The 20,753-nt window shown below is 59.3% G+C and carries 17 protein-coding genes; 11 read left to right on the top strand and 6 right to left on the bottom strand.

Annotated features, from left to right (window positions below; genetic code table 11):
* Positions 1-30: 30 nt before the first annotated feature.
* Positions 31-2,910, bottom strand: coding sequence for a class I adenylate cyclase (locus AC13D2_RS19105; RefSeq protein ID WP_292046252.1), 2,880 nt, complete (start codon positions 2,908-2,910; stop codon positions 31-33).
* Between the two features lie 134 nt (positions 2,911-3,044).
* On the opposite strand from AC13D2_RS19105, the gene AC13D2_RS19100 reads away from it, so the two are divergent.
* Positions 3,045-5,489: an EAL domain-containing protein gene (locus AC13D2_RS19100; protein WP_292046251.1), complete on the top strand. Its 2,445-nt coding sequence runs from the start codon at positions 3,045-3,047 to the stop codon at positions 5,487-5,489.
* Here AC13D2_RS19100 and argH read toward each other — a convergent pair.
* Positions 5,486-6,877 carry an argininosuccinate lyase gene (gene argH / locus AC13D2_RS19095; protein ID WP_292046250.1) on the bottom strand — a complete coding sequence of 464 codons (1,392 nt, stop codon included), beginning with the start codon at positions 6,875-6,877 and terminating at the stop codon, positions 5,486-5,488. The genes AC13D2_RS19100 and argH overlap by 4 nt on opposite strands.
* A gap of 131 nt (positions 6,878-7,008) precedes the next feature.
* Between argH and AC13D2_RS19090 the strand changes: the two genes are divergently transcribed.
* The 6 genes from AC13D2_RS19090 (at position 7,009) to AC13D2_RS19065 (ending at position 13,041) form a co-directional block, all read left to right on the top strand.
* Positions 7,009-8,103, top strand: a complete 1,095-nt coding sequence (locus tag AC13D2_RS19090) for a sensor histidine kinase (RefSeq protein ID WP_300498525.1) — start codon at positions 7,009-7,011, stop codon at positions 8,101-8,103.
* A gap of 6 nt (positions 8,104-8,109) precedes the next feature.
* The gene (locus tag AC13D2_RS19085) at positions 8,110-8,865 is read left to right on the top strand and encodes a LytR/AlgR family response regulator transcription factor (RefSeq protein WP_292047887.1); all 756 of its coding nucleotides are present in this window, start codon (positions 8,110-8,112) and stop codon (positions 8,863-8,865) included.
* Between the two features lie 85 nt (positions 8,866-8,950).
* Complete coding sequence (hemC, locus tag AC13D2_RS19080; RefSeq protein WP_420390403.1) at positions 8,951-9,892, top strand: hydroxymethylbilane synthase; 942 nt, start codon at positions 8,951-8,953, stop codon at positions 9,890-9,892.
* On the top strand, positions 9,873-10,685 hold the full coding sequence (locus AC13D2_RS19075) for a uroporphyrinogen-III synthase (protein ID WP_292047889.1): 813 nt from the start codon (positions 9,873-9,875) through the stop codon (positions 10,683-10,685). The genes hemC and AC13D2_RS19075 overlap by 20 nt, the downstream gene beginning before the upstream one ends.
* A gap of 2 nt (positions 10,686-10,687) precedes the next feature.
* Positions 10,688-11,806: a uroporphyrinogen-III C-methyltransferase gene (locus AC13D2_RS19070; RefSeq protein WP_292047891.1), complete on the top strand. Its 1,119-nt coding sequence runs from the start codon at positions 10,688-10,690 to the stop codon at positions 11,804-11,806.
* Complete coding sequence (locus tag AC13D2_RS19065; RefSeq protein WP_292047892.1) at positions 11,803-13,041, top strand: heme biosynthesis HemY N-terminal domain-containing protein; 1,239 nt, start codon at positions 11,803-11,805, stop codon at positions 13,039-13,041. The genes AC13D2_RS19070 and AC13D2_RS19065 overlap by 4 nt, the downstream gene beginning before the upstream one ends.
* Positions 13,042-13,207: 166 nt before the next feature.
* On the opposite strand, the gene AC13D2_RS19060 is transcribed toward AC13D2_RS19065, so the two are convergent.
* From AC13D2_RS19060 to rho, 3 genes are all read right to left on the bottom strand, one after another.
* Positions 13,208-14,212: a 2Fe-2S iron-sulfur cluster-binding protein gene (locus tag AC13D2_RS19060; RefSeq protein WP_292047895.1), complete on the bottom strand. Its 1,005-nt coding sequence runs from the start codon at positions 14,210-14,212 to the stop codon at positions 13,208-13,210.
* Position 14,213: 1 nt separating this feature from the next.
* On the bottom strand, positions 14,214-15,701 hold the full coding sequence (gene ubiD / locus AC13D2_RS19055; protein ID WP_300498532.1) for a 4-hydroxy-3-polyprenylbenzoate decarboxylase: 1,488 nt from the start codon (positions 15,699-15,701) through the stop codon (positions 14,214-14,216).
* Between the two features lie 275 nt (positions 15,702-15,976).
* Complete coding sequence (gene rho / locus AC13D2_RS19050) at positions 15,977-17,239, bottom strand: transcription termination factor Rho (protein WP_292049217.1); 1,263 nt, start codon at positions 17,237-17,239, stop codon at positions 15,977-15,979.
* A gap of 368 nt (positions 17,240-17,607) precedes the next feature.
* Between rho and moaB the strand changes: the two genes are divergently transcribed.
* The 4 genes from moaB to AC13D2_RS19030 are packed head-to-tail and all read left to right on the top strand — an operon-like array spanning position 17,608 to position 20,112.
* Positions 17,608-18,180 carry a molybdenum cofactor biosynthesis protein B gene (gene moaB, locus AC13D2_RS19045; protein ID WP_292049215.1) on the top strand — a complete coding sequence of 191 codons (573 nt, stop codon included), beginning with the start codon at positions 17,608-17,610 and terminating at the stop codon, positions 18,178-18,180.
* A 3-nt stretch (positions 18,181-18,183) separates the two neighbouring features.
* Positions 18,184-19,398, top strand: coding sequence for a molybdopterin molybdotransferase MoeA (locus AC13D2_RS19040; RefSeq protein ID WP_482939039.1), 1,215 nt, complete (start codon positions 18,184-18,186; stop codon positions 19,396-19,398).
* Positions 19,395-19,664: a molybdopterin converting factor subunit 1 gene (gene moaD, locus AC13D2_RS19035; RefSeq protein ID WP_292049213.1), complete on the top strand. Its 270-nt coding sequence runs from the start codon at positions 19,395-19,397 to the stop codon at positions 19,662-19,664. The genes AC13D2_RS19040 and moaD overlap by 4 nt, the downstream gene beginning before the upstream one ends.
* Position 19,665: 1 nt before the next feature.
* Positions 19,666-20,112: a molybdenum cofactor biosynthesis protein MoaE gene (locus AC13D2_RS19030; protein WP_292049212.1), complete on the top strand. Its 447-nt coding sequence runs from the start codon at positions 19,666-19,668 to the stop codon at positions 20,110-20,112.
* A 215-nt stretch (positions 20,113-20,327) separates the two neighbouring features.
* On the opposite strand, the gene trxA is transcribed toward AC13D2_RS19030, so the two are convergent.
* Positions 20,328-20,654: a thioredoxin TrxA gene (trxA, locus tag AC13D2_RS19025; RefSeq protein WP_007153552.1), complete on the bottom strand. Its 327-nt coding sequence runs from the start codon at positions 20,652-20,654 to the stop codon at positions 20,328-20,330.
* Positions 20,655-20,753 lie beyond the last annotated feature (99 nt).

Here is a 20,753-nt window from a genome sequence, read left to right as displayed (position 1 = left end):
GCGAGTTGCCACCGCACACGATTCCGGATACTACAGATGCCGGTTCAGCAAATCTTCCAGCTCGGTGCGGTAGTAGAGATACTGGATGGTCTGTATATGCTGCTGGTATACCTGTGGATCCAGGTCATGGGGTAGGTGAACATCCGTCAGGTAGACGGGGTAGCGCTCGTCACTTTGGCGGAGCGAACGAATATAGTGGGCCACTGCGGGTATCAACTGATCTCCATACTCCTGAACGGTAAATTCCTGGTCGCCACAGAAAATATCGAAGCGCACCCGGGAGTCGCCCTCCTGAACACCGATGGCCTGCACATCCAGCCCGGGCAGGCGCACGTTGCTGTCGGCGTCCGGTCGCCTTTCCGCATGCCACTGACCGTCGCGAAGCACCATCTCATAGCACTGGACACCTGCAACATCGGTCAAGGCATCCAGTTGTCGCAACTGCCGGCGTTCCATCAGGTTCTCCAGGAATCGCAGCAAGGGCACCAGCAGGAATCGACGATTGGTGTAACCTTGCTGCCAGCAGAATACCGACCCCAGTTCGTCCACAACCCACACCGTCGCGGTCTCTCCGGTGACCCGGTAGAACACCTGGATATTATCCGGTTCGCTGGCATGGCACACGGCGCGCAATGACCTATCATCCAGCAAGGCGTATTGGTCAAACACCACCGGCACGTAGGATTCCTGGGGTTTGGACAGATACACCATCAGTGTTTCTTTGCTGTCGAGGGCCACGAATCCGGGCTCGGTGCCACTGAACTGAAGCAGGAAGAATCGCCGATCCATCTCGATGACATAGCGCAGCGGATGGGGGCCGACACCACCGGCGAAGAAATAACGCATCACGTCCTTGAACAGCTCGCGTACCCGGCGGGCAATGGCGGCTCCGTGGCCCGTGCTATGGCTATGAACCATAATGTCCGGCAACCGGTCCGGAGCGGTGGCCACCGACGCCAGCACGTTTTTAAGGCACTGCACCAGTGTGTCTCCAGCCGCATAGTGCTGCAAACTCACCTCGTGCCAGCTATTGAAGGTAACCTGATCAATAGTGCTCACCAGGTTTTCCCGTCCGCCGCTGAAACCCAGTGAGTCGTGACGGGCGCTAAGCTTGTGCAGTCCCCGCTCGGTCAGATAGGCCTGCGGGTCAACCCCCACATTGACAAACAGCAGATTGCGCAGCGGGTGTATGCCCCGGGACAGGGACTCCCGGTCGGCGGGCTCAACCGGAAATGGCAGGAACGCACCGAGCGCATCCAGCATTTCCCGCAGTTCCGCCACCGAGGCAACGCTGCTACCGGATCTCACATTCAACCGTGTGGACCGGGTCAGCAAGCCGTTGCAATAGCTCCACACCAGCAGTTCAGCAAGGTTGCCCGAACGGCGGATGACCGGCTGCCAGAGCGCATCTGACGGGTCTTCAAGATCACGGTACAACAACCAGCCATCATGACCGGCCGACCCGCTCTGCTCGGACTGATGATGGAACGCAAGATTTTCTTCCACCAGCGAGGGGGCAAGCCCGGGGTTGATCTGCTCAACCTTGCCCGCCTTACGCTGGAAGGCGGCATACAGCTTCCGTCCCAGCAGGTTCATGTCATTGCTGCTGATGGCCGCGCCTGTGTCATGGTCCCGCGCCAGCCGGGAAAGTAGCCGGTAGCTGTGGGTCAACTCGCCCACCACAACCCGACGAAGGGTTACCACGTCCTCTGCACGCCAACGGATACGGTTGTCCAGGTCTTTCAACTCTGTCGCCGACCAGCCCCAGGATTCCACCAGGGCCTGCAGCAGCGTGGCCCTCCAACCGGAGAGAGCCTGTGCCGAACGGGTCAGAGGCAGTCCTGCCTTGAGATAAAGACTCTGACGCACCAGGGCCAGGCGCTGAGGGGCATCTTCTTCGAGCAGCCACTGCTCGAGGCGTTCATACAACAGTATGTATGGATCAAGCCGATCAGGGTTAGTTTCACCGGAGTACACCGCCGATTTGAAGACCCGAGACAACAGTGGTTTCTCGTTGCTTTCGCTACTCTCACTGCCCTCATTACTGCGGGCATAGCATTCGATCAGCAGCAGCTTAAGGATCGACTTCCAGGGCATGTCGATGCCTTTGTACAACTGCCAGACTCCAGCTCCCAGAAATTCTTCCTGCGGTATCGAGGACACGGGACCGAAATCAATGTATTCATCGCTCCGAATAAAACGGCAGTCAATCAGCTGCCGGGCGCACTCGTCGTAGCGCTGCTCATCCTCCACGGGGACCAGCCACCACAATGGATAACGGCCTCCCAGGTGAATGCTCGTGCGGTAGAACTCGTCCAGGAGCAGATAGTGCTGCGAACTGCCGCAGTTTTCTCCGGTCACTTCCGCCCGCTGCCTCCCGGCACGCCAGTCGGCGGCGGAAAACACAAACACATGGAGTTCAACCCCCAGGCTCTCGGCCCAGACTGACAGACTCTGCGCCTTACGCTCCAGACAACGCACACCCCGCTCCGAAAGATCCGGGCGATGACACAGCCAGATATCCAGGTCACTGGCCACCGAGTGGCCCAGGGTACCGGGACTGCCCATCAGGAAGAGGGCTTCCAGATCTGGTTTTCTGCGCCCCTCGTCCTTGAGCGAAAAGGTTCTTGCCAGGCGCCGGGCAGCGTTCAGCGTGGATTCAGGGGGCCGATAGTGGCTCAGTCCGTAGGGGCAGTCGCTGTCGAGATAACCGGGCAGAGCCGGATGATTAAGATGAAACACCAGTGGCAACACGTCCAGGACCGCCTGTTGCCGATAGGTCAGGGCCGAATGGGCACGATCCCAGCGCTGCCCGTTGACAGCCATGAACCGGTCCCGCAGCCGGCGCAGCGTTTTTCGATCTATACCCTCATCAAAGTCCAGGGCAATAGGAACGGTTTGGATGGTCAAGGCGACTCCGCGGGAGAGGTTCTTTCCGATACCATTATCAGTATGATGACTGAATCGTGGCAAAATCGGCAAAAAAATAAAAGCGGGATTACATTAGCACGCTCCCGTCACAACTTGGCTGAGGCTTTTCCGTCGTGAAAGAATTCTTTATCCGTCGAGATCGTTCCGACGCCCCCCAGGGTGCCGAACGTCGAACCCTGATCCGCATCAACGACGACGGCGTGATCCTGTTCGCTGATCATCACGCCGAGGCAGTGCTGGGTTTTGACGCCAGCGAACTGGAAGGCCGCAAAGTCCAGTGCATCCTGGCAGCACGCCAGGATGATCCCTTTGCGCCAGCCCACCGCCACCGCATTGAAAACGGCGAGTCGATACTGATCACCTTCCGTCATAAAAACGGCTTTTTCTTTACGGCGGGCCTCAGCCTGCGCATGGACATTCGCGATTCCGACCAGGCCGCCAGTGCGTTTATAAGCCAGCGGGACCACTCCCCTATTGACCACCGCCTGATCCGGCTGACCGAAACCTCTGCTGGCGTTGGCATCTGGGAACTGGACCTCCACAGCAATGAGCTGATCTGGACGGACGGCATGTATCACCTGCTGGAATTGAGACCCGGTAGCGAAATCACGCCCGAACAGGCACTTTTCTACTGCCAGTCCAGCCAGGGCAGGATACGCGCCCTGTTCCGTCGCTGCATCCGCACCGGGCAGCCCTTCTCCCTGACATTGGATCTGATAACCGCGCGACAGAACGTTCGTCAAGTAACGTTGACAGGCCGGGCCCTGAAAGCCGGCGAACGGATACAGCGGCTGGGGGGAACCCTGGTTGACCACACGCCTGAGCGCACTCATACCCTCGCCCGCCAGCAGGCGGAGCAGATGCTGGGCGCCACCATCAACGCCACCAACGACCTGGTGGTCGCCGTTGATCGACAGCTCAACCTGCTGCATTTCAATTGTGCTTTCAGTCGCCAGTTCGAGCTCACCTTTGGCCTTCGGCCGGAATCCGGGAGCAATCTGAGTGCAGCCTTGCAGGGTTTTCCCAATGAACGACGGCTTATCGAGCGACTCTGGCACCGCGCTTTCGAGCGCGACAGCTTTGTGGTGGAAATGCCCATGGCGCAGCAGCACCGGGAGCTGCCGCTGTACGAGATTCACTATCAACGCCTGACCAACAACCAGGGCGACGTGATTGGCGCCGTTCACGTGGCCCGGGACATCAGCGACCGCCAGCAGAATTCCTCCAGCAGCGAATACCGCATCCAGCACGACCCGGTCACCGGCCTGATGAACCGAAAAGCTTTCCTGGGGCGTCTGCAACGAATACTGGAGCAGAAGTCCCGGCGGGAAGGCAATGACAGCCTGCTCTATCTCGACCTGGATGGATTTGACCATTTCAATGACATCGCCGGCAGCGGTACCTGCGACCGTTACCTGCGTGAGTTGGCCGGCAACCTTGGGATCAAGATCCGACAGAGGGACGCGCTGGCGCGATTGGCTGGCGACACCTTCGTCCTGTTGATTGAGAACTGCCCCGAAGCGCGCGCCCGCCAGATTGCTGACAGCATCCTCGAGCTGATCGGCAGCTTTGTGTTCCACTGGCAGGACAAGCAGTTGCAGACAACGGCCAGTGGCGGCCTGCTGTTTCTGGACGACGATGCACCTACCGATTCCGAACAACTGCTGACCCAGGCAGCTGATCTGTGCCACACCGCAAAAACCTCTGGCCGCAACCGCATCCATGCCGCCCGGGCCATGTCCCTTTCGCTGGACGAGGGCACTGCCAATGAGGTGCTGGCACAGATCCAGCAGGCGCTCGACAGCGGCTACCTCAAGCTTGAATACCAATCAATGCGCCCGGTCGCCAGCGTTACCTGGGGCGACCACATCGAAATACTGACCCGGATTCCCGGTGAGACCCCGGACAGCCCTCCGCTGACCCCGGACGCTTTCCTGCCCGTTGCCGAACGGTTTGACCTCGCCAAACGCCTGGATCGCCAGGTGATCCGCCAGACCCTGGCCTGGCTCGAACAGCACCGCTTGCTGGAGCCGCGCCTGAAGTACTGCGGTTTCAACCTGTCCCTTGCCAGCGTACTGGATGATTCGTTTGCCGATTTCATGGAAACCGCGCTGAAAGGGTCACCTTTTGCCCCGGAATGCTTCTGCCTGGAAATCAGAGAAGCCCACGCCACACAGTATCCAAACGACGTAGCGGTGCTGTGCGACAGTCTGCACCGCATTGGCTGCCGGGTAGCGCTGGATGGCGCGGGAGCATCGGTGGAAAGTTACGGGCTGGCGGCAAAGCTGCCAGTGGACATCATCAAACTTGACCACAAGATCATGCAGCACCTGAACGACGATCCTGTGCAGCAGGTGATGGTGGAGGCACTTCATAAAATAGCGGAAGCTTCGGGCAAGGTGACGGTCGCCACCTTCATCGAGAACGACGACACCCTCCGAAAGGTACGTACCCTGGGCATTCATTACGGCCAGGGCTTCCGACTCTACCGGCCTCGCCCACTGGAGGAACTGAAGCCGGTGGAGGTCGCCCTGACCACGGGGAAAATCGGCGGCTAGAGTGCTTTGCGCGCACGCGCAACCGCAGCGCGCACTTGCTTGGGCGCGGTGCCGCCAAGGTGATCACGTGCCTGCACGGAACCTTCCAGCGTCAGCACATCGAATACATCTTCGCCGATGATGTCGGAGAAGCGAGTGAGCTCTTCCGTGGTCATCTCGGAGAGATCACGCCCTTCAGCAACGCCAAACGCAACGGCTTTGCCCACAATCTCATGGGCATCGCGGAAGGCGACACCTTTCTTGACCAGATAGTCCGCCAGATCCGTTGCGGTGGAGAAACCCCGCTTGGCCGCCACGCGCATGTTGTCGGCCCGGGCTTCGATGGCCGGGATCATGTCGGCGTAGGCCTTGAGGCAGCCCTTCACGGTGTCCACGGTATCGAACAACGGTTCCTTGTCCTCCTGATTGTCCTTGTTATAGGCCAGCGGCTGGCTCTTCATCAGGGTCAGCAAACTGATCAGGTGGCCGTTCACCCGGCCGGTCTTGCCGCGTACCAGTTCAGGCACGTCCGGGTTCTTCTTCTGGGGCATGATGGACGACCCGGTGCAGAAACGATCCGGCAGGTCGATGAAATCAAACTGGGCAGAGGTCCAGAGCACCAGTTCTTCGCTGAAGCGTGACAGGTGGGTCATCAACAGGGCAGCGAAACTGCAGAATTCGATGGCAAAGTCCCGGTCACTCACGGAATCCAGGGAATTCTCACTGGGCCGGTCAAAGCCCAGCAGCTTTGCGGTAATGCCGCGATCAATCGGATAGGTTGTGCCCGCCAGCGCCGCCGCACCGAGGGGCATCACGTTCACGCGTTTGCGGCAGTCCTGCAGACGCTCGGCGTCCCGCACCAGCATTTCGTACCAGGCCAACAGGTGATGGCCAAAGGTAACCGGCTGGGCGGTCTGAAGGTGCGTAAATCCCGGCATGATGGTCTCGGCCTCGCGCTCGGCCAGGTCCAGCAGGCCGGCTTGCAGGCGCCGGAGCTCTTCGGCAATGACGTCGATTTCGTCGCGCAGGTAGAGGCGGATGTCCGTCGCCACCTGATCGTTACGGCTGCGCCCCGTGTGCAGCTTCTTGCCCGTAATACCAATCCGATCCGTCAGCCGTGCCTCAATGTTCATGTGCACGTCTTCCAGACTCACCGACCACTCGAAGGTGCCAGCCTCGATATCCGCCTTGACGGCTTTCAGACCCTCAATAATGGTGTCACGTTCTTCCTCGGTCAGCACACCCACTTCCGCCAGCATGGTGGCATGGGCAATGGAACCGGTAATATCGTGATGGTATAAGCGCTGATCAAAGCCTACGGATGCGGTGAAACGCTCCACAAAGGCATCGGTGGGTTCGGTGAAACGACCGCCCCAGGGTTTCTCGGCGCTCTTGTTCTGATCCGTCATGGTCTATCTTTCCTGCTGACAGCCCGGCATCATTCTGCGGGAATGGGTAAATGGAATATCGCGGGATTATAGCATTCCGTGGCACTCAGTTGCCCTCCCCTAATCAGGAATAGGAATCAGGAACAGGTCCAATGGCCGCAAGACACAACAGGGAACGCCCAGCCCAGGCGGTCGCAGACAGCGACGACGATTTCTATGTGCCGGACCTTTGCCGGGTCAGAGCCGTTTTCCTGCTGGTGGTCACCAGTGAACTGCTGGTGCTGGTGCTGTCCATCGTTCAGGCCGAAAGCCGCTGGATTGACTGGAACTACTTCGGCCTGCTGTCCCTGTTCGTGCAATGGACGGTGCTGACCAGCGCCGCCCTGATCTGCCTCACGCGGCGTTGGCTGTCACGGCTGACGGTTACCCGTGCCACAGCGGTGATTGTCGCCATCGTGATGCTGGATGTGCTTGCCTTCAGCCTTTTCGCTGACAGCGTGCTGCACCCTCAACCCGGCCTGGAAGCCTGGCAGGGCGTTGCCAAGAAACTGCTGCTGGCGCTGTTGATCACACTGATGGTGTTGCGGTACTTCTATATGCAGTTCCAGTGGCAACAACAACGGGAATCAGAGATGCAGGCCCGGCTGACAGCGTTGCAGGCACGAATCCATCCACACTTCCTGTTCAACAGTATGAATACCATTGCCAGCCTGATCGTCGTTAACCCGGAACGGGCCGAAGACGCCGTACTGGATCTGTCCGAACTATTCCGCGCCAGCCTGCGCACCGTCGACCGCCTGATTCCCCTGAGCGCCGAACTGGACTTGTGCAAGCGTTACCTGGCCATTGAAAAGCTGCGTCTGGAAGACAGGCTGACACTGGAATGGCATATCGAGGACGGGCTGGATCAACAGGCCATTCCGCCCCTGACCGTCCAGCCACTGGTCGAGAACGCCATTTACCATGGCATTCAGCCCCGCCCGAACGGGGGCACCGTAAAAATTGAGGCCTACCGCAAGGGATCCTCAGTCTACCTGATGGTGCAGAACCCGCGCCCGGCCTCTGACCAAGGCCGCCACGATGGCAACCGAATGGCGCTGGCCAACATTCAGTCCCGTCTGCACGCCCTGTTCGGAGAGCCCGCCGTGCTGAAACACAGCCACCAGAATGATATATATACCGTCACTCTCCGATTGCCGTGGCAGAAAGCGAGTGGCAACGGAAAACCTGCAACCGGGAGTAAGTAGGCAAGCATGGCCGACCATAACCACCGCAGCGTACTGATTGCCGACGACGAACCTCTGGCCAGGGAGCGAATACGCCGACTGGTGGAGGCACTGCCTGGCTATAATGTCTGTGACGAGGCTGGCGATGGCGAGGAAGCACTGGAAAAAACCGCGCGCCTGGCGCCGGACATACTGCTACTCGACATCCGCATGCCGGGGACCGATGGCATGGAAGCAGCACGACGAATGACTGCGCTGGAGGCACCTCCGGCCGTTATCTTCTGTACTGCTTATGATCATTACGCCATCCAGGCTTTCGATGTACACGCGGTGGCCTACCTGCTCAAACCGGTGCGTCGGGAAGCGCTGGCCGACGCCCTGAATCGGGCCGGTCGTGTCAACCGGGTGCAATTGCAGGCGCTGGCTGAAAAGCAATCGGGCACGGATGAGCAGTTGGCCATCCGTACCCACCGCGGGACCGAACTGATCGATATCCGGGGCATCCTGTACTGCGAAGCCGACCAGAAATACGTCACCATTCATCATCTGCGCGGCGAGACCGTCACCGATTACACCCTGAAAGAGCTGGAAAGCACCTACTCGCAACACCTGCTCCGGATTCACCGACACACTCTGGTGGGCGTGCGCTATATCCGAGCGCTGCTAAAGCAACGGGATGGCCAGAATCTGATTGACCTGACAGACCAGCATGGGCAACTGCCCGTGAGTCGGAGACACGCCGCCGCTGTGAGGCAATGGCTGAAGGAGCATCGCCCCGGGTAGCCTGGATGCACAACATTCGGCTCCACAATTCGCCTCACAAAGAGTACCCTTGGCGTACCATTTTTCAGATCCGGCAACGAACACCATGTCAAAACGAACCCTTCGCATTGCAACCCGCAGCAGCGCACTGGCGTTGTGGCAGGCGGAATTTATCAAGTCTGAACTGGAACGGCTCCACGATAACGTGACCGTGGAACTGGTCAAGATCAAAACCCAGGGCGACAAGATCCTGGATGTGCCGCTGGCCAAGATTGGCGGCAAGGGGCTGTTCGTCAAGGAACTGGAAGAGGCCATGCTGGCGGGCAGCGCCGACCTGGCTGTGCACTCCATGAAAGATGTGCCCATGGAGTTTCCGGAAGGGTTGGGGTTGGTAGCTATCTGTGAGCGGGAAGACCCTACCGATGCGTTCGTCAGCAATGACTACGAAAACGTGGACGCCCTGCCCCACGGAGCCGTTGTCGGCACTGCCAGCCTGCGCCGGGAAGCCCAGTTGCGCGCCTATCGGCCCGACCTGGAAATCCGCACCTTGCGCGGCAACGTCAACACCCGCCTGGCAAAGCTGGACGCTGGCGATTATCGGGCCATCGTCCTGGCCAGCTCCGGGCTCAAACGTCTTGGCTTCCATGACCGTATCCGCTACTGCCTGCCGGACAGCATATCGCTGCCTGCCGTGGGCCAGGGCGCGCTTGGCATCGAATGCCGTCTCGATGATGCCGAACTGATCGCCATGCTGGAGCCCCTGGATCATCGCGACAGTTCGGACCGAGTGAAGGCGGAACGGGCCTTGAACCGGCGCCTGCAGGGCGGCTGCCAGGTACCCATCGCTGCCTACGCCTTGCTGGAAGACAATGACATGCTTTGGCTTCGGGGACTCGTGGGGGCCGTCGACGGCACTCAGGTGTTCCGCGTTGAAGGCCGCGCGCCCCGCAGCGAAGGCGAGCGCCTTGGACGCGAACTCGCGGAAGATTTACTCGCACTGGGTGCAGACAAGGTACTGGCTGACATCTATGGCCACACCCCAACCTGACTCGCTACCCCTCAAGGGCCGGCGGATACTCGTCTGCCGGCCACAACCGGAAGCCGACCGGCTGGCCTCGCGCTTTTGCGATGCCGGCGCCGATGCGCGGGTCATGCCGCTTATCGCCCGCGAGCCGCTCCCGGAAGACCCCGCAACCCGCACGCTGATCCTCAATCTGGACGAATTTGCCCACGTTATTGCCGTCAGCCCCTACGCCGCCGCCCTGCTGCTGGAATGGTTGGACGAGTGGTGGCCCCAGACACCCACTGGCATCCACTGGTACGGCGTTGGGGCTGGAACCGCCACGGTGCTGGGCAACTACGGCCTGCAAACGCGGCAACCGGAAACCGGCCACACTAGCGAAGATTTGCTACAGTTGCAGGAGCTGGCCACACTGAACCACGAGAAGGTTCTGGTCGTGCGCGGGGAGGAAGGCCGGGAACTGATCCCGCAAACCCTGGAACGCAGAGGTGCGCGAGTCACCGTTCTGCCCCTTTATCGTCGCTTCTGTCCCGACTATGATAAAGCGACGCTCAACGCGATGTTGAATGACTTTTCCCCCGAGGCCATCGTCACACTGTCGGGAGAAACATTGAACAATCTCATCGCACTCAGTGACAATACCGGCCATAATCTTGAAAACACTTTGCTGGTTGTCCCCGTTGAGCGGATTGCCGAACAAGCACGTCTGGCCGGCCTCCGGCGAACGTGTATACCAGGAAGCCTTGCCGATAGCTCGATTGTGGCTGCAGTTGCAGGACAACTTGCCAGCCTGGACGGAGGCTCCGGAAACACCAAGTAAGGATGCCCGTGACAGAATCAAACGCACAACTGCCTGCCCCGATCGAAAAGCATCAGCAAACACGGCAAAAACTGTGGCCCCTCTGGATCATTACACTACTGGCGCTTGCCCTGGCCGTCGCCCTGGCCCTTTGGAGCTGGCAGCAATGGAACAACTACCAGGCACTGCAACAGTCCATCAGCAGCCTGGAAAATGACACCGAGCAACTAGACCGGATGTACGGCCAGACCGGCAGTGAGCAGAGCCGTCGACTGCAGGCGCTGGAAGACAGGCTGTCCGAACAGCGTGAACTGATCGCCACCCAGCAACGGCAGATCGACCACAACGCCCGTGAACTGCTGGAGGCCGGCAACCGTACTCGTACCGACTGGCTCCTGGCGGAGGCGGAATATCTGCTAAGAGTTGCCAACCAGAGGCTCATGATCGAGAAGGACATTCGCGGAGCCTTGGCAGCACTGGAATCCGGTGATGAAGTTCTGGCGGAGTCGGACGACATCGGCGTTTACCCGGTTCGCCAGCAACTGGCCAAGGAAATCCTGGCGCTCAAGGGCATTGTCGATGTCGACCGTACCGGCCTCTACCTGAAGCTGGAAGCGGCCATCGACAGTATCCACCAACTCACAGACAGCGCACTGATTCATGATCGCGCCCCGGGATTTGTCGGTGGCGGCGAAAACCCGGAAGCCAATGCCTCCGAGCAGGGACTGGTTGCCGAGGGATGGCACAAGGTCAAGCAAACCCTGTCTCAGGTGGTTGTGGTCCGCAGGCTCGACGAGCCGGTCAAACCCCTCCTGTCTCCGGAGCAAAGTGCCTATGCGCGGCTCAACCTGCAGTTGATGCTGGAAGAAGCCGAACTGGCCGTACTTCGCGGTCATCAACAGCTCTACTCACGCTCCCTGACCAAAGCCAGCAATGCCATCAACAACTGGTACGACAGCAGCAACACCCGCATCATCGCGCTCTCCCAGACCCTGGAGGAACTCTCCCAAAAGAACGTTGATCCGGAACTGCCAGACATCAGCCGCTCACTGGAATTGCTCAAAGCGCGACTGGCCGGTCGACTGGACAACGGAGAGGCTGGAAAGAATGGCAGTAACGGTGAACAGGGAGACGCATCATGATCCGCATTTTGCTGATCATCCTGGTCGCCTTGCTGCTGGGCACCGGGCTTGCCCTGGGTTTGCAGTACGACCTTGGCTACATCCGCATCAGCCTGGGCAACTACCTGATTGAAACCAATTTCTGGATTGGTCTGGCGTTGCTGGTGCTGCTTGTGGTGGCCTCCGTGCTGACCATCAACCTGTTCCGTCGCCTGCGCCATGGCACCGGCATGGTGGCCGGCTGGCTGGCCCGCAGCAACGAGCGACGGGCCCGGCGGCGCACTACTCAGGGGCTGCTGTCCCTGGCGGAGGGTAACTGGCCCCGTGCCCGCAAGCTGCTCACTTCCTCAGCGGAGCATGCGGACACGCCATTGATCAACTACCTGGCAGCGGCCCAGGCCTCGTTTGAATCCGGCGATCACGAAGCGGTTGATGAACTGTTGCGCAAAGCCTTTGAAAGCACACCAGGTTCCGACATGGCCGTGGGCATTACCCAGGCCCAACTGCAACTGGCGGGCAACCGGCTGGAACAGGCACTGGCAACCCTGGTGCGGTTGCGCAAGCAGGCGCCCCACCATCCGTTTGTACTCAAGTTGCTGAAAAACACTTATGTGCGTCTGGAAGACTGGCGCGAGCTTTCCCGCCTGTTGCCGGAAATCCGCAAGCGCAATCTGATGGAGAGTGAAGAGCAGGGCGATCTGGAACGCCTGGTTTGGCAAAACCTTCTGCAGCGTGCCGCTGAGGAGTGCCGCCGCCACTCGGGCGAGCCTTCCGCTTCCCTTGAGCCGCTCACCAAACTTTGGGATGAGTTGCCAGGATTTCTCCGCCGCGACGAGCACACCATTCGCGAGTATGCCCGGCTGCTTGCCGATCTGGGCGACGAAGCGCAGGCTGAAACCCTGCTGAGAAAAGTTCTGCGCAATCACTGGGGTGATGAACTGGTCAATCTGTATGGCCGCGTAAAAGGCCTGAAACCGGATGAGCAGTTGCTGGTAGCCGAGCAATGGCTGAAAGACCGGCCCAATAATGCGGAACTGCTTTTAGCGCTTGGCCGCCTGAGCCTGCGCAACGAGCTTTGGGGCAAAGCCCGGGAATACTTCGAGACCAGCCTGCGCTTACGCCGCAGCCGTGAAACCATGGCCGAACTGAGTCGCCTGAATGCTCACATGGGTGAGGGCGAGAACAGTGTGAAGCTGTTGATGCAGGGGCTGGTGAAAGATAGCGGATTGCCGGACTTGCCGATGCCCAAGGCCTGATGAGTCAGGAGTTTGGCCTTGTAGCCTGCTGAATTGGGGCTGGGCCCGGGTGGGGTACCTTTTCTTCTGGGAAAAGAACTCGCTTTGCTCGGACACCTTTTCCCTGACAGAAAAGGCATCCCACCCAGGCCCGAATCCACTTACGTGGTATTGCCGCGGTCGGGCATCAGTCTCTTGGGGCGTATTCCAGTACGTCGGAGAAAAATGCCGCCTGCGGTAACCCGGCTTCTATCAACGCATCCATCAAGGTATACACCATCGTCGGCGAGCCGCTGGCGTGGACTTCCACGTTGTTCCAGTCCATCCCCGATGCCAGCACCGTACGGACCAGCTGGTCGTGGTGGCCACTCCACTCGTTGTCTTCGTCATCTCCTACCACGGGCAGGAACGTAAACGGCGGCCACTCCTCCTGCCATTGCTGGGCCAGGGATCGCAGGTACATGTCCTCGTGGCGGCGAACGCCCCAGTAGAATTTCACAGGCTTGTCGTAAGACGTTTTCTGCAGGTAGTCCACCAGGCTCTTCATTTGCGCAAAGCCGGTTCCGGCGGCGACCAACAACAACGGTTTGTCCGGCGCGGACGCCAGGCACGCGCGGCCGTGGGGCAGCTCAACGGTCACCTCTCCGCCAGAGGTGAGTGCGTCAATCACCTTCTGAGCAGACACCCACTCTGGTGTCGCCTGGATGTGCAGTTCGATCAAGTCTTCCGACGGACTGCTGGCAATAGAAAAATAGCAGGGGTCGGTATCCGGCAGATTCACGGACAGGTACTGGCCGGCGTGAAACGACAGTTCCCGGCGACGGGGCAGTTGCAGTTCCACACGGTAAACATCGTGGCTGATGGAACGAACGTCCACCACCTTTGCCTGGAACTTGCGAGGCTGATTGTCTCCGGCTGCCATAACGGCGTCTATCTCCAGTTCAAGGTCACTGAGCGCGAGAGTGCGACACATCATCAGTCGCCCGGTGACCGGAATTGTGTGTTGATTGCGGGTATTCAGGGCCTCGCCGCTGACCAGGCGAGCCTCACAGAGCTCGCACACGCCATTGCGACAGGCGGCGGGAACCGCAATGCCCGCCCTGCTTGCCGCCGCGAGCAGCGTCTCGTCGGCGGCTGCGGCAAAGGACAATACCGCCGGTACGAGTTGAATACGACTTCCACGGCTGGCCATATCAATCGGGGCGATCGGATGAAACTTCAATCCCCAGGCTGTCCCAGATGTCGTCCACACGCTTTTTGACGTCGTCAGACATGGTGATCGGCGTGCCCCACTCCCGATCGGTTTCGCCCGGCCACTTGCTGGTGGCGTCCATCCCCATTTTCGAGCCCAGCCCGGACACCGGCGAAGCGAAATCCAGATAGTCGATGGGAGTGCTTTCAACCAGCGTGGTGTCCCTGGAGGGGTCCATACGGGTCGTCATGGCCCAGATCACGTCTTTCCAGTCCCGGGCGTTCACGTCATCATCGGTGACTATCACGAACTTGGTGTACATGAACTGCCGCAGGAATGACCATACTCCCATCATCACCCGTTTGGCATGGCCGGGGTACTGTTTCTTCATGGTCACCACTGCAAGACGGTAGGAGCACCCCTCAGGAGGCAGGTAAAAATCCACTATCTCGGGGAACTGCTTCTGCAGGATGGGAATGAAGACTTCGTTCAACGCCACGCCCAGAATGGCTGGCTCATCGGGCGGGCGGCCAGTGTAGGTACTGTGGTAAATGGGGTCCTTGCGGTGGGTTACCCGCTCCACGGTGAACACCGGGAATTCGTCCACTTCATTGTAATAACCGGTATGGTCCCCAAACGGACCTTCCGGCGCTACGTCGTCCGGATAGATGAACCCTTCCAGCACAATCTCGGCACTGGCCGGCACCTGCAAATCACTGAGCCCGCACTCTACCAATTCGGTTCTTCCGCCGCGGAGCAGGCCAGCAAAGGCGTATTCCGATAACGAATCCGGCACCGGCGTCACTGCGCCCAGAATAGTCGCCGGGTCTGCGCCCAGCGCTACCGCCACAGGATAGGGCTTACCGGGATTGGCCTTCTGAAACTCCTGGAAATCCAGAGCACCTCCGCGATGGCTCAGCCAGCGCATGATCAGCCGATTACGGCCAATCACCTGTTGCCGGTAAATGCCCAGGTTCTGGCGCTCCTTATGGGGCCCACGGGTTATCACCAGAGGCCAGGTCACCAGCGGGCCGGCATCTCCTGGCCAGCACTGCTGAACCGGTATCTGGTACAGATCCACCCGGTCCTTTTCGATCACCACGTCCTGGCAGGGTGCGGAGCGCAGCACCTTGGGGCTCATGCGCATCACCTGCCGGAACAGCGGCAGTTTCTCGATGGCGTCTTTGAAGCCCTTGGGAGGATCAGGTTCTTTCAGGAAGGCGAGCAGTTTACCGATGTCCCGCAGCGCGGTAACACTGTCCTGCCCCATGCCCATGGCGACGCGTTTCGGCGTACCAAACAGGTTGGCCAACACGGGCATGTCGTAGCCTTTGGGGTTCTCAAACAACAACGCGGGGCCACCTGCCCGCAGGGTGCGGTCGCAGATTTCGGTCATTTCCAGGTGGGGGTCGACTTCCACTGAAATACGCTTCAGCTCTCCCAGCTTTTCAAGCTGGCCTATGAAGTCTCTCAGGTCGTTGTATTTCATCGGCTGCTCCGGTTGATTCCGGCATTGTACGCGAATTCTGGTTCTTTGGTTCGACTCTGGCCCAGGTTTCAGCTTGGGTGCGGGAACAGGATGGGGGACGTGCGCGCGAGTAGTCTGGTCGGTGACGCCGGGGATCGTCTCCCCGGACCGTGCATTGCCAAGGATGGCAATGCCGAGCCCCCATGGATGGGTTCACGGCGTGTCCGGGGAGACGATCCCCGGCGTTACCAGCCCCTAAGCTCAGTGCGCAAAGAGGCCCGTACCGAAACCAAAACTCAGCGACGCTTCATCGACTGGAAGAATTCGTCGTTGGTCTTGGTTTCTCGCAGCTTGTCCAGCAGGAACTCGATGGCACCGGTATCGTCGTCCATGGAGTGCAGCAGTTTACGCAGAATCCAGATGCGCTGGATGTCCGCCTCGCTCATCAGCAAATCCTCGCGGCGGGTGCCGGAGCTGCGAATATTGATGGCCGGATAGGTACGTTTTTCGGCAATCTTGCGATCCAGATGGATCTCCATGTTGCCGGTTCCCTTGAACTCCTCATAGATGACTTCATCCATCTTGGAGCCAGTATTGACCAGCGCGGTGGCAAGAATGGTCAGGCTACCGCCCTCTTCCACGTTACGCGCCGCACCGAAGAAACGCTTCGGCTTCTCAAGGGCGTGGGCGTCCACACCACCGGTTAACACCTTACCGGAAGACGGAATCACCGTGTTGTAGGCACGCGCCAGACGGGTGATCGAGTCCAGCAGGATGACCACGTCTTTCTTGTGCTCGACCAGGCGCTTTGCCTTCTCGATGACCATCTCGGCCACCTGCACGTGACGGGCCGGGGGCTCATCGAAGGTGGAGGCAATCACTTCACCACGCACCGTGCGCTGCATCTCGGTCACTTCTTCCGGACGCTCGTCAATCAGCAGCACCATCACATGGCACTCTGGATTGTTACGGGTAATGGACTGGGCGATGCTCTGCATAAGCAGCGTCTTACCGGCTTTGGGTGGAGACACAATCAGGCCACGCTGACCCTTGCCGATGGGCGCTACCAGGTCCAGCACCCGGGAAGACAGGTCCTCAGTGCTGCCGTTACCGGCTTCGAGCATCAGGCGCTCGTCGGGGAACAGCGGCGTGAGGTTTTCGAACAGGATCTTGTTTCGCGCGTTATCCGGTTTGTCGAAGTTAATCTCGTTAACTTTCAACAGGGCAAAGTAACGCTCGCCGTCTTTGGGCGGGCGGATCTTGCCGGCAACGGTGTCACCAGTCCGCAGGTTGAAGCGGCGAATCTGGCTTGGCGACACGTAGATGTCGTCAGGACCGGCAAGGTATGAGGCATCGGCGGACCGGAGGAAGCCGAAACCGTCCTGCAGAATTTCCAGTACGCCGTCACCGTATATGTCTTCGCCGCTTTTCGCATGCCTCTTCAGAATCGTGAAGATAACATCCTGCTTGCGCGAGCGAGCCAGGTTATCGAGGCCCATCTCTTGCGCAATATCGAGCAATTCGGGCATGGAGTTCTGCTTGAGTTCAGTAAGGTTCATAGGTTGTTAGATAGTCAGGAATGGAAGTAAACGAATATTGGAATGAAAGGGACGCCCCTAAACGGATTGATCGGATATACGTTGAACTTGGTGCTGGCCAGATGGAGCAACCGGTGTAGATGGAGTCCGGAAAGGTACTGAAGCCAGAGACAGGAAGAACAACCGTTCGCCGGGCAACAGCGATCATCAGCCACCTTGCGTACCAATGTCAAGTAATGTCGCGCATTTTTGAACCGAATTATCCTTGCGGGGGTATTCGCAGCATCCGCGAATACCCCCGCCTCCCTATGATGGATGCCTCCCCTTCCATTCATCATTCCCAATAGAGATACTGTTAGACAGACCTATAAAAACTTTGGAGAACATCCATGAGTATCGACGCCACCGTCGAACTGAAACCCCTGAGTATAGCCCTGCTAACGGTGTCCGACAGCCGTGGCGTAGCAGAAGACTCATCGGGCGAGTTCCTGGAGAACAGCATCATTGAAGCGGGCCACCGACTGATTGCCCGACGCATCCTGCCGGATGATGTCTATCTCATACGGGCGCTGATGTCCGGCTGGATTGCCGACCCGGAGATCAATGCGGTGATCATCACCGGCGGCACCGGCTTTCATGAGCGCGACAGCACGCCGGAAGCCGTCGCCCCGCTGTTGGACAAGGCCATCGACGGCTTCGGCGAGGAGTTCCGCCGGCTTTCCGCCAGTGAGATTGGCTCTTCCACTATTCAGTCCCGCGCCTTTGGAGGCTTGGCCAATCACACGGTGATTTTCTGTCTGCCCGGCTCTACAAGTGCCTGCCGCACAGGCTGGAACGGCATTCTGGTCAGCCAGTTGGACAGCCGTCATGGCCCCTGCAACTTCTCGGACCTGGCCCTCGGCAAGCCGGACAAGCCTCTCAGCCGGATCAACCAGGTTATTGGCGAGAACTCGGAGCGATAATCCATGGCAAGCTCCGACCTGACTCCCGTTGAAGAAGCCATTGACCATCTGGTTGCGCGGGCGCGCCCGATCACGCGCTCGCAAACCGTGGCACTGACAAACAGTCTGGACCGGGTTCTGGCCCGTGACTACACAGTTCCGGCGGACGTACCACCAGCGGATAACAGTGCCGTCGACGGTTACGCCGTGCGTGCCGGGGATCTTGCTGGCGGGGGACCACTGCCAGTGTCCGGCCGCACTGCTGCCGGAGAAGCACGCCTTACCCTTAAGCCTGGAACGGCGGTGCGACTTTTCACCGGTTCGGAAATTCCCTCCGGCGCGGACGCGGTCATCATGCAGGAAAGGGTCAGCTTTGACGGCGACGGCATCACCGTCAACGGGCCCGTCAGCGAAGGCCAGAATATTCGTCGCCGTGGTCAGGATCTGGCTCAGGGCGAGCTGGCGCTGGCGGCGGGCACCAGGGTCCGCCCCCAGGAAATGGGCCTGCTGGGCTCCATTGGTGCGGCAGACGTTGCCGTGTATGCAAAACTGAAAGTCGCCATTCTCACAACCGGCGACGAGTTGGTGGACCCCGGACAACCACTGGGCCCCGGACAGATCTATAATAGCAATCGCTACACTCTGCTCGGATTGCTGGCGAAAGCGGGTTGCGAGGTGGTGCTTTGTGAGACCCTGAAAGACACCCGGGAAGCGACCCGCAGCACTCTTGAGCGGGCTGCAGCCGACGCCGACCTGATCATTACCAGCGGCGGCGTGTCGGTGGGCGAGGAAGACCATGTTCGGGCGGTGCTGGAAGAATCAGGCGACCTGTCCCTGTGGCGACTTGCCAGTAAACCTGGCAAACCAATGGCTTTCGGTACGATTGGCGATACGCCGGTGCTGGGCCTGCCCGGCAATCCGGTGGCCGTGCTGGTCAGCTTTATGGTGATGGGTATGCCGTTTATTCGCGCCTGCCAGGGCCGGACGGGGGGCGCTGGCGGTGGTGAATGGGTCCCGGCCGGATTTTCCACAGAGAAACCCTCGATTCGTCGACAGTATGTCCGTGCCCGTAAGAGCGTTGGCGATGACGGCCTCACGATCACGGCCTATCCCAACCAGAGCTCCGGCGTCCTGAGCTCTGCCTGCTGGGCTGAGGGTTTGGCTGTGGTGCCTGAGAACACGACCATTAACCTTGGCGACCCTGTTATTTATTACTCGTTTACGGAGCTTCTGGAATGACCATGGCTACGGACAATTCTATTACGGTAAAGTTCTTTGCCCGCCTGAGGGAGGAACTGGATACAACCACGCTGACGGTTGAGGCCCAACCCGGACTGACAGCCGGGCAACTGTTACACAGCCTCGCCACCAAAGGGGGCAATTGGGCCCAGCTGGACGGCGAGCAACCGGTGATGATTGCGGTCAATCAGGTAATGACCAAGCCTGACAGAGCGCTACAGCCGGGCGATGAAGTGGCCTTTTTCCCACCAGTGACGGGAGGTTGATGTGATCCGCGTCCAGCAACAGGATTTTGATCCTGCCGAAGAGTACCGCGCCCTTCGGAACAGTGGTTCCGGCACCGGGGCCATCGCGACGTTTACCGGCCTGGTTCGGGACAGTGGTGACCTGAACGGTGTAACGGGGCTTTTTCTGGAGCACTATCCGGGGATGACGGAGCAGGTCATTGAGGGGCTGGTTCTTGAAGCCTCACGGCGCTGGGATGTGCGGGACGCGCGGATTATTCACCGGGTGGGGTCGCTGGCCTTGGCTGATCAGATTGTGTTTGTGGGGGTGTGCAGTGCCCATCGCGGAGATGCGTTTGCGGCCTGTGAGTTCATCATGGATGCGTTGAAGACGTCGGCGCCGTTCTGGAAGAAGGAGATTACGGGCGACACGGAGCACTGGGTTGAGCAAAAGGCTGCTGATCTGGACCGGACTCAGAGCTGGGATTAACTCCGAGACTTTGTGGCCAGACGGCGAGCAATACCGAACACCCCTTCCGAAAAACGCTTTGAATACATCCTTGTACGCTTGGGCTCCGCCATCCATGGCTCCGCACATTTTCGGAAGGGGTGTTCGGTATTGCTCGCCTGATTGGTTGCTTGCCTGGCAATAAAAAACCGCCCGTGAACCTCGGCTCAGGGGCGGTTTTTGGCCGGCGACAGCAATCAGAGGTTGCTGTCGAGGAACGCGGCCAGTTGTGATTTGGACAGTGCGCCCACTTTGGTGGCGTCCACGTTGCCGTTCTTGAACAGCATCAGGGTGGGGATGCCGCGAATGTTGAATTTGGGCGGGGTCTGCTCGTTTTCGTCGATGTTCAATTTGCAGACTTTCAGCTTGCCTTCGTACTCTTCAGCCATTTCTTCCAAAACCGGCGCGATCATCTTGCATGGGCCGCACCATTCTGCCCAGTAGTCGACCAGTACCGGCACGTCTGACTGCAGCACATCCTGCTCAAAAGAGGCATCTGTAACGTTTACAATATTTCCGCTCATTTCAGTTTCCCGATTCGTGCACCCACCAGCGGCTTTGGCCGCCTGAATGATGCTGTTGGCTGTTCTGACAGTTGCCGCAAAAGGCTTGGGGCAACCGAT

Source organism: Marinobacter sp. B-12, assembly GCF_056857915.1.
The sequence above is the reverse complement of the archived record's forward strand: the minus strand, read 5'-3'. Positions and strand labels throughout refer to the sequence as shown.

Bases quoted from the DNA above. Each gene is read 5' to 3' on its own strand.
- argH (WP_292046250.1), bottom strand. From the start codon at position 6,877: ATGACGGATCAGAACAAGAGCGCCGAGAAACCCTGGGGCGGTCGTTTC.
- AC13D2_RS19090 (WP_300498525.1), top strand. From the start codon at position 7,009: ATGGCCGCAAGACACAACAGGGAACGCCCAGCCCAGGCGGTCGCAGAC.
- AC13D2_RS19085 (WP_292047887.1), top strand. From the start codon at position 8,110: ATGGCCGACCATAACCACCGCAGCGTACTGATTGCCGACGACGAACCT.
- hemC (WP_420390403.1), top strand. From the start codon at position 8,951: ATGTCAAAACGAACCCTTCGCATTGCAACCCGCAGCAGCGCACTGGCG.
- AC13D2_RS19075 (WP_292047889.1), top strand. From the start codon at position 9,873: ATGGCCACACCCCAACCTGACTCGCTACCCCTCAAGGGCCGGCGGATA.
- AC13D2_RS19070 (WP_292047891.1), top strand. From the start codon at position 10,688: ATGCCCGTGACAGAATCAAACGCACAACTGCCTGCCCCGATCGAAAAG.
- AC13D2_RS19065 (WP_292047892.1), top strand. From the start codon at position 11,803: ATGATCCGCATTTTGCTGATCATCCTGGTCGCCTTGCTGCTGGGCACC.
- AC13D2_RS19060 (WP_292047895.1), bottom strand. From the start codon at position 14,212: ATGGCCAGCCGTGGAAGTCGTATTCAACTCGTACCGGCGGTATTGTCC.
- ubiD (WP_300498532.1), bottom strand. From the start codon at position 15,701: ATGAAATACAACGACCTGAGAGACTTCATAGGCCAGCTTGAAAAGCTG.
- rho (WP_292049217.1), bottom strand. From the start codon at position 17,239: ATGAACCTTACTGAACTCAAGCAGAACTCCATGCCCGAATTGCTCGAT.
- moaB (WP_292049215.1), top strand. From the start codon at position 17,608: ATGAGTATCGACGCCACCGTCGAACTGAAACCCCTGAGTATAGCCCTG.
- AC13D2_RS19040 (WP_482939039.1), top strand. From the start codon at position 18,184: ATGGCAAGCTCCGACCTGACTCCCGTTGAAGAAGCCATTGACCATCTG.
- moaD (WP_292049213.1), top strand. From the start codon at position 19,395: ATGACCATGGCTACGGACAATTCTATTACGGTAAAGTTCTTTGCCCGC.
- trxA (WP_007153552.1), bottom strand. From the start codon at position 20,654: ATGAGCGGAAATATTGTAAACGTTACAGATGCCTCTTTTGAGCAGGAT.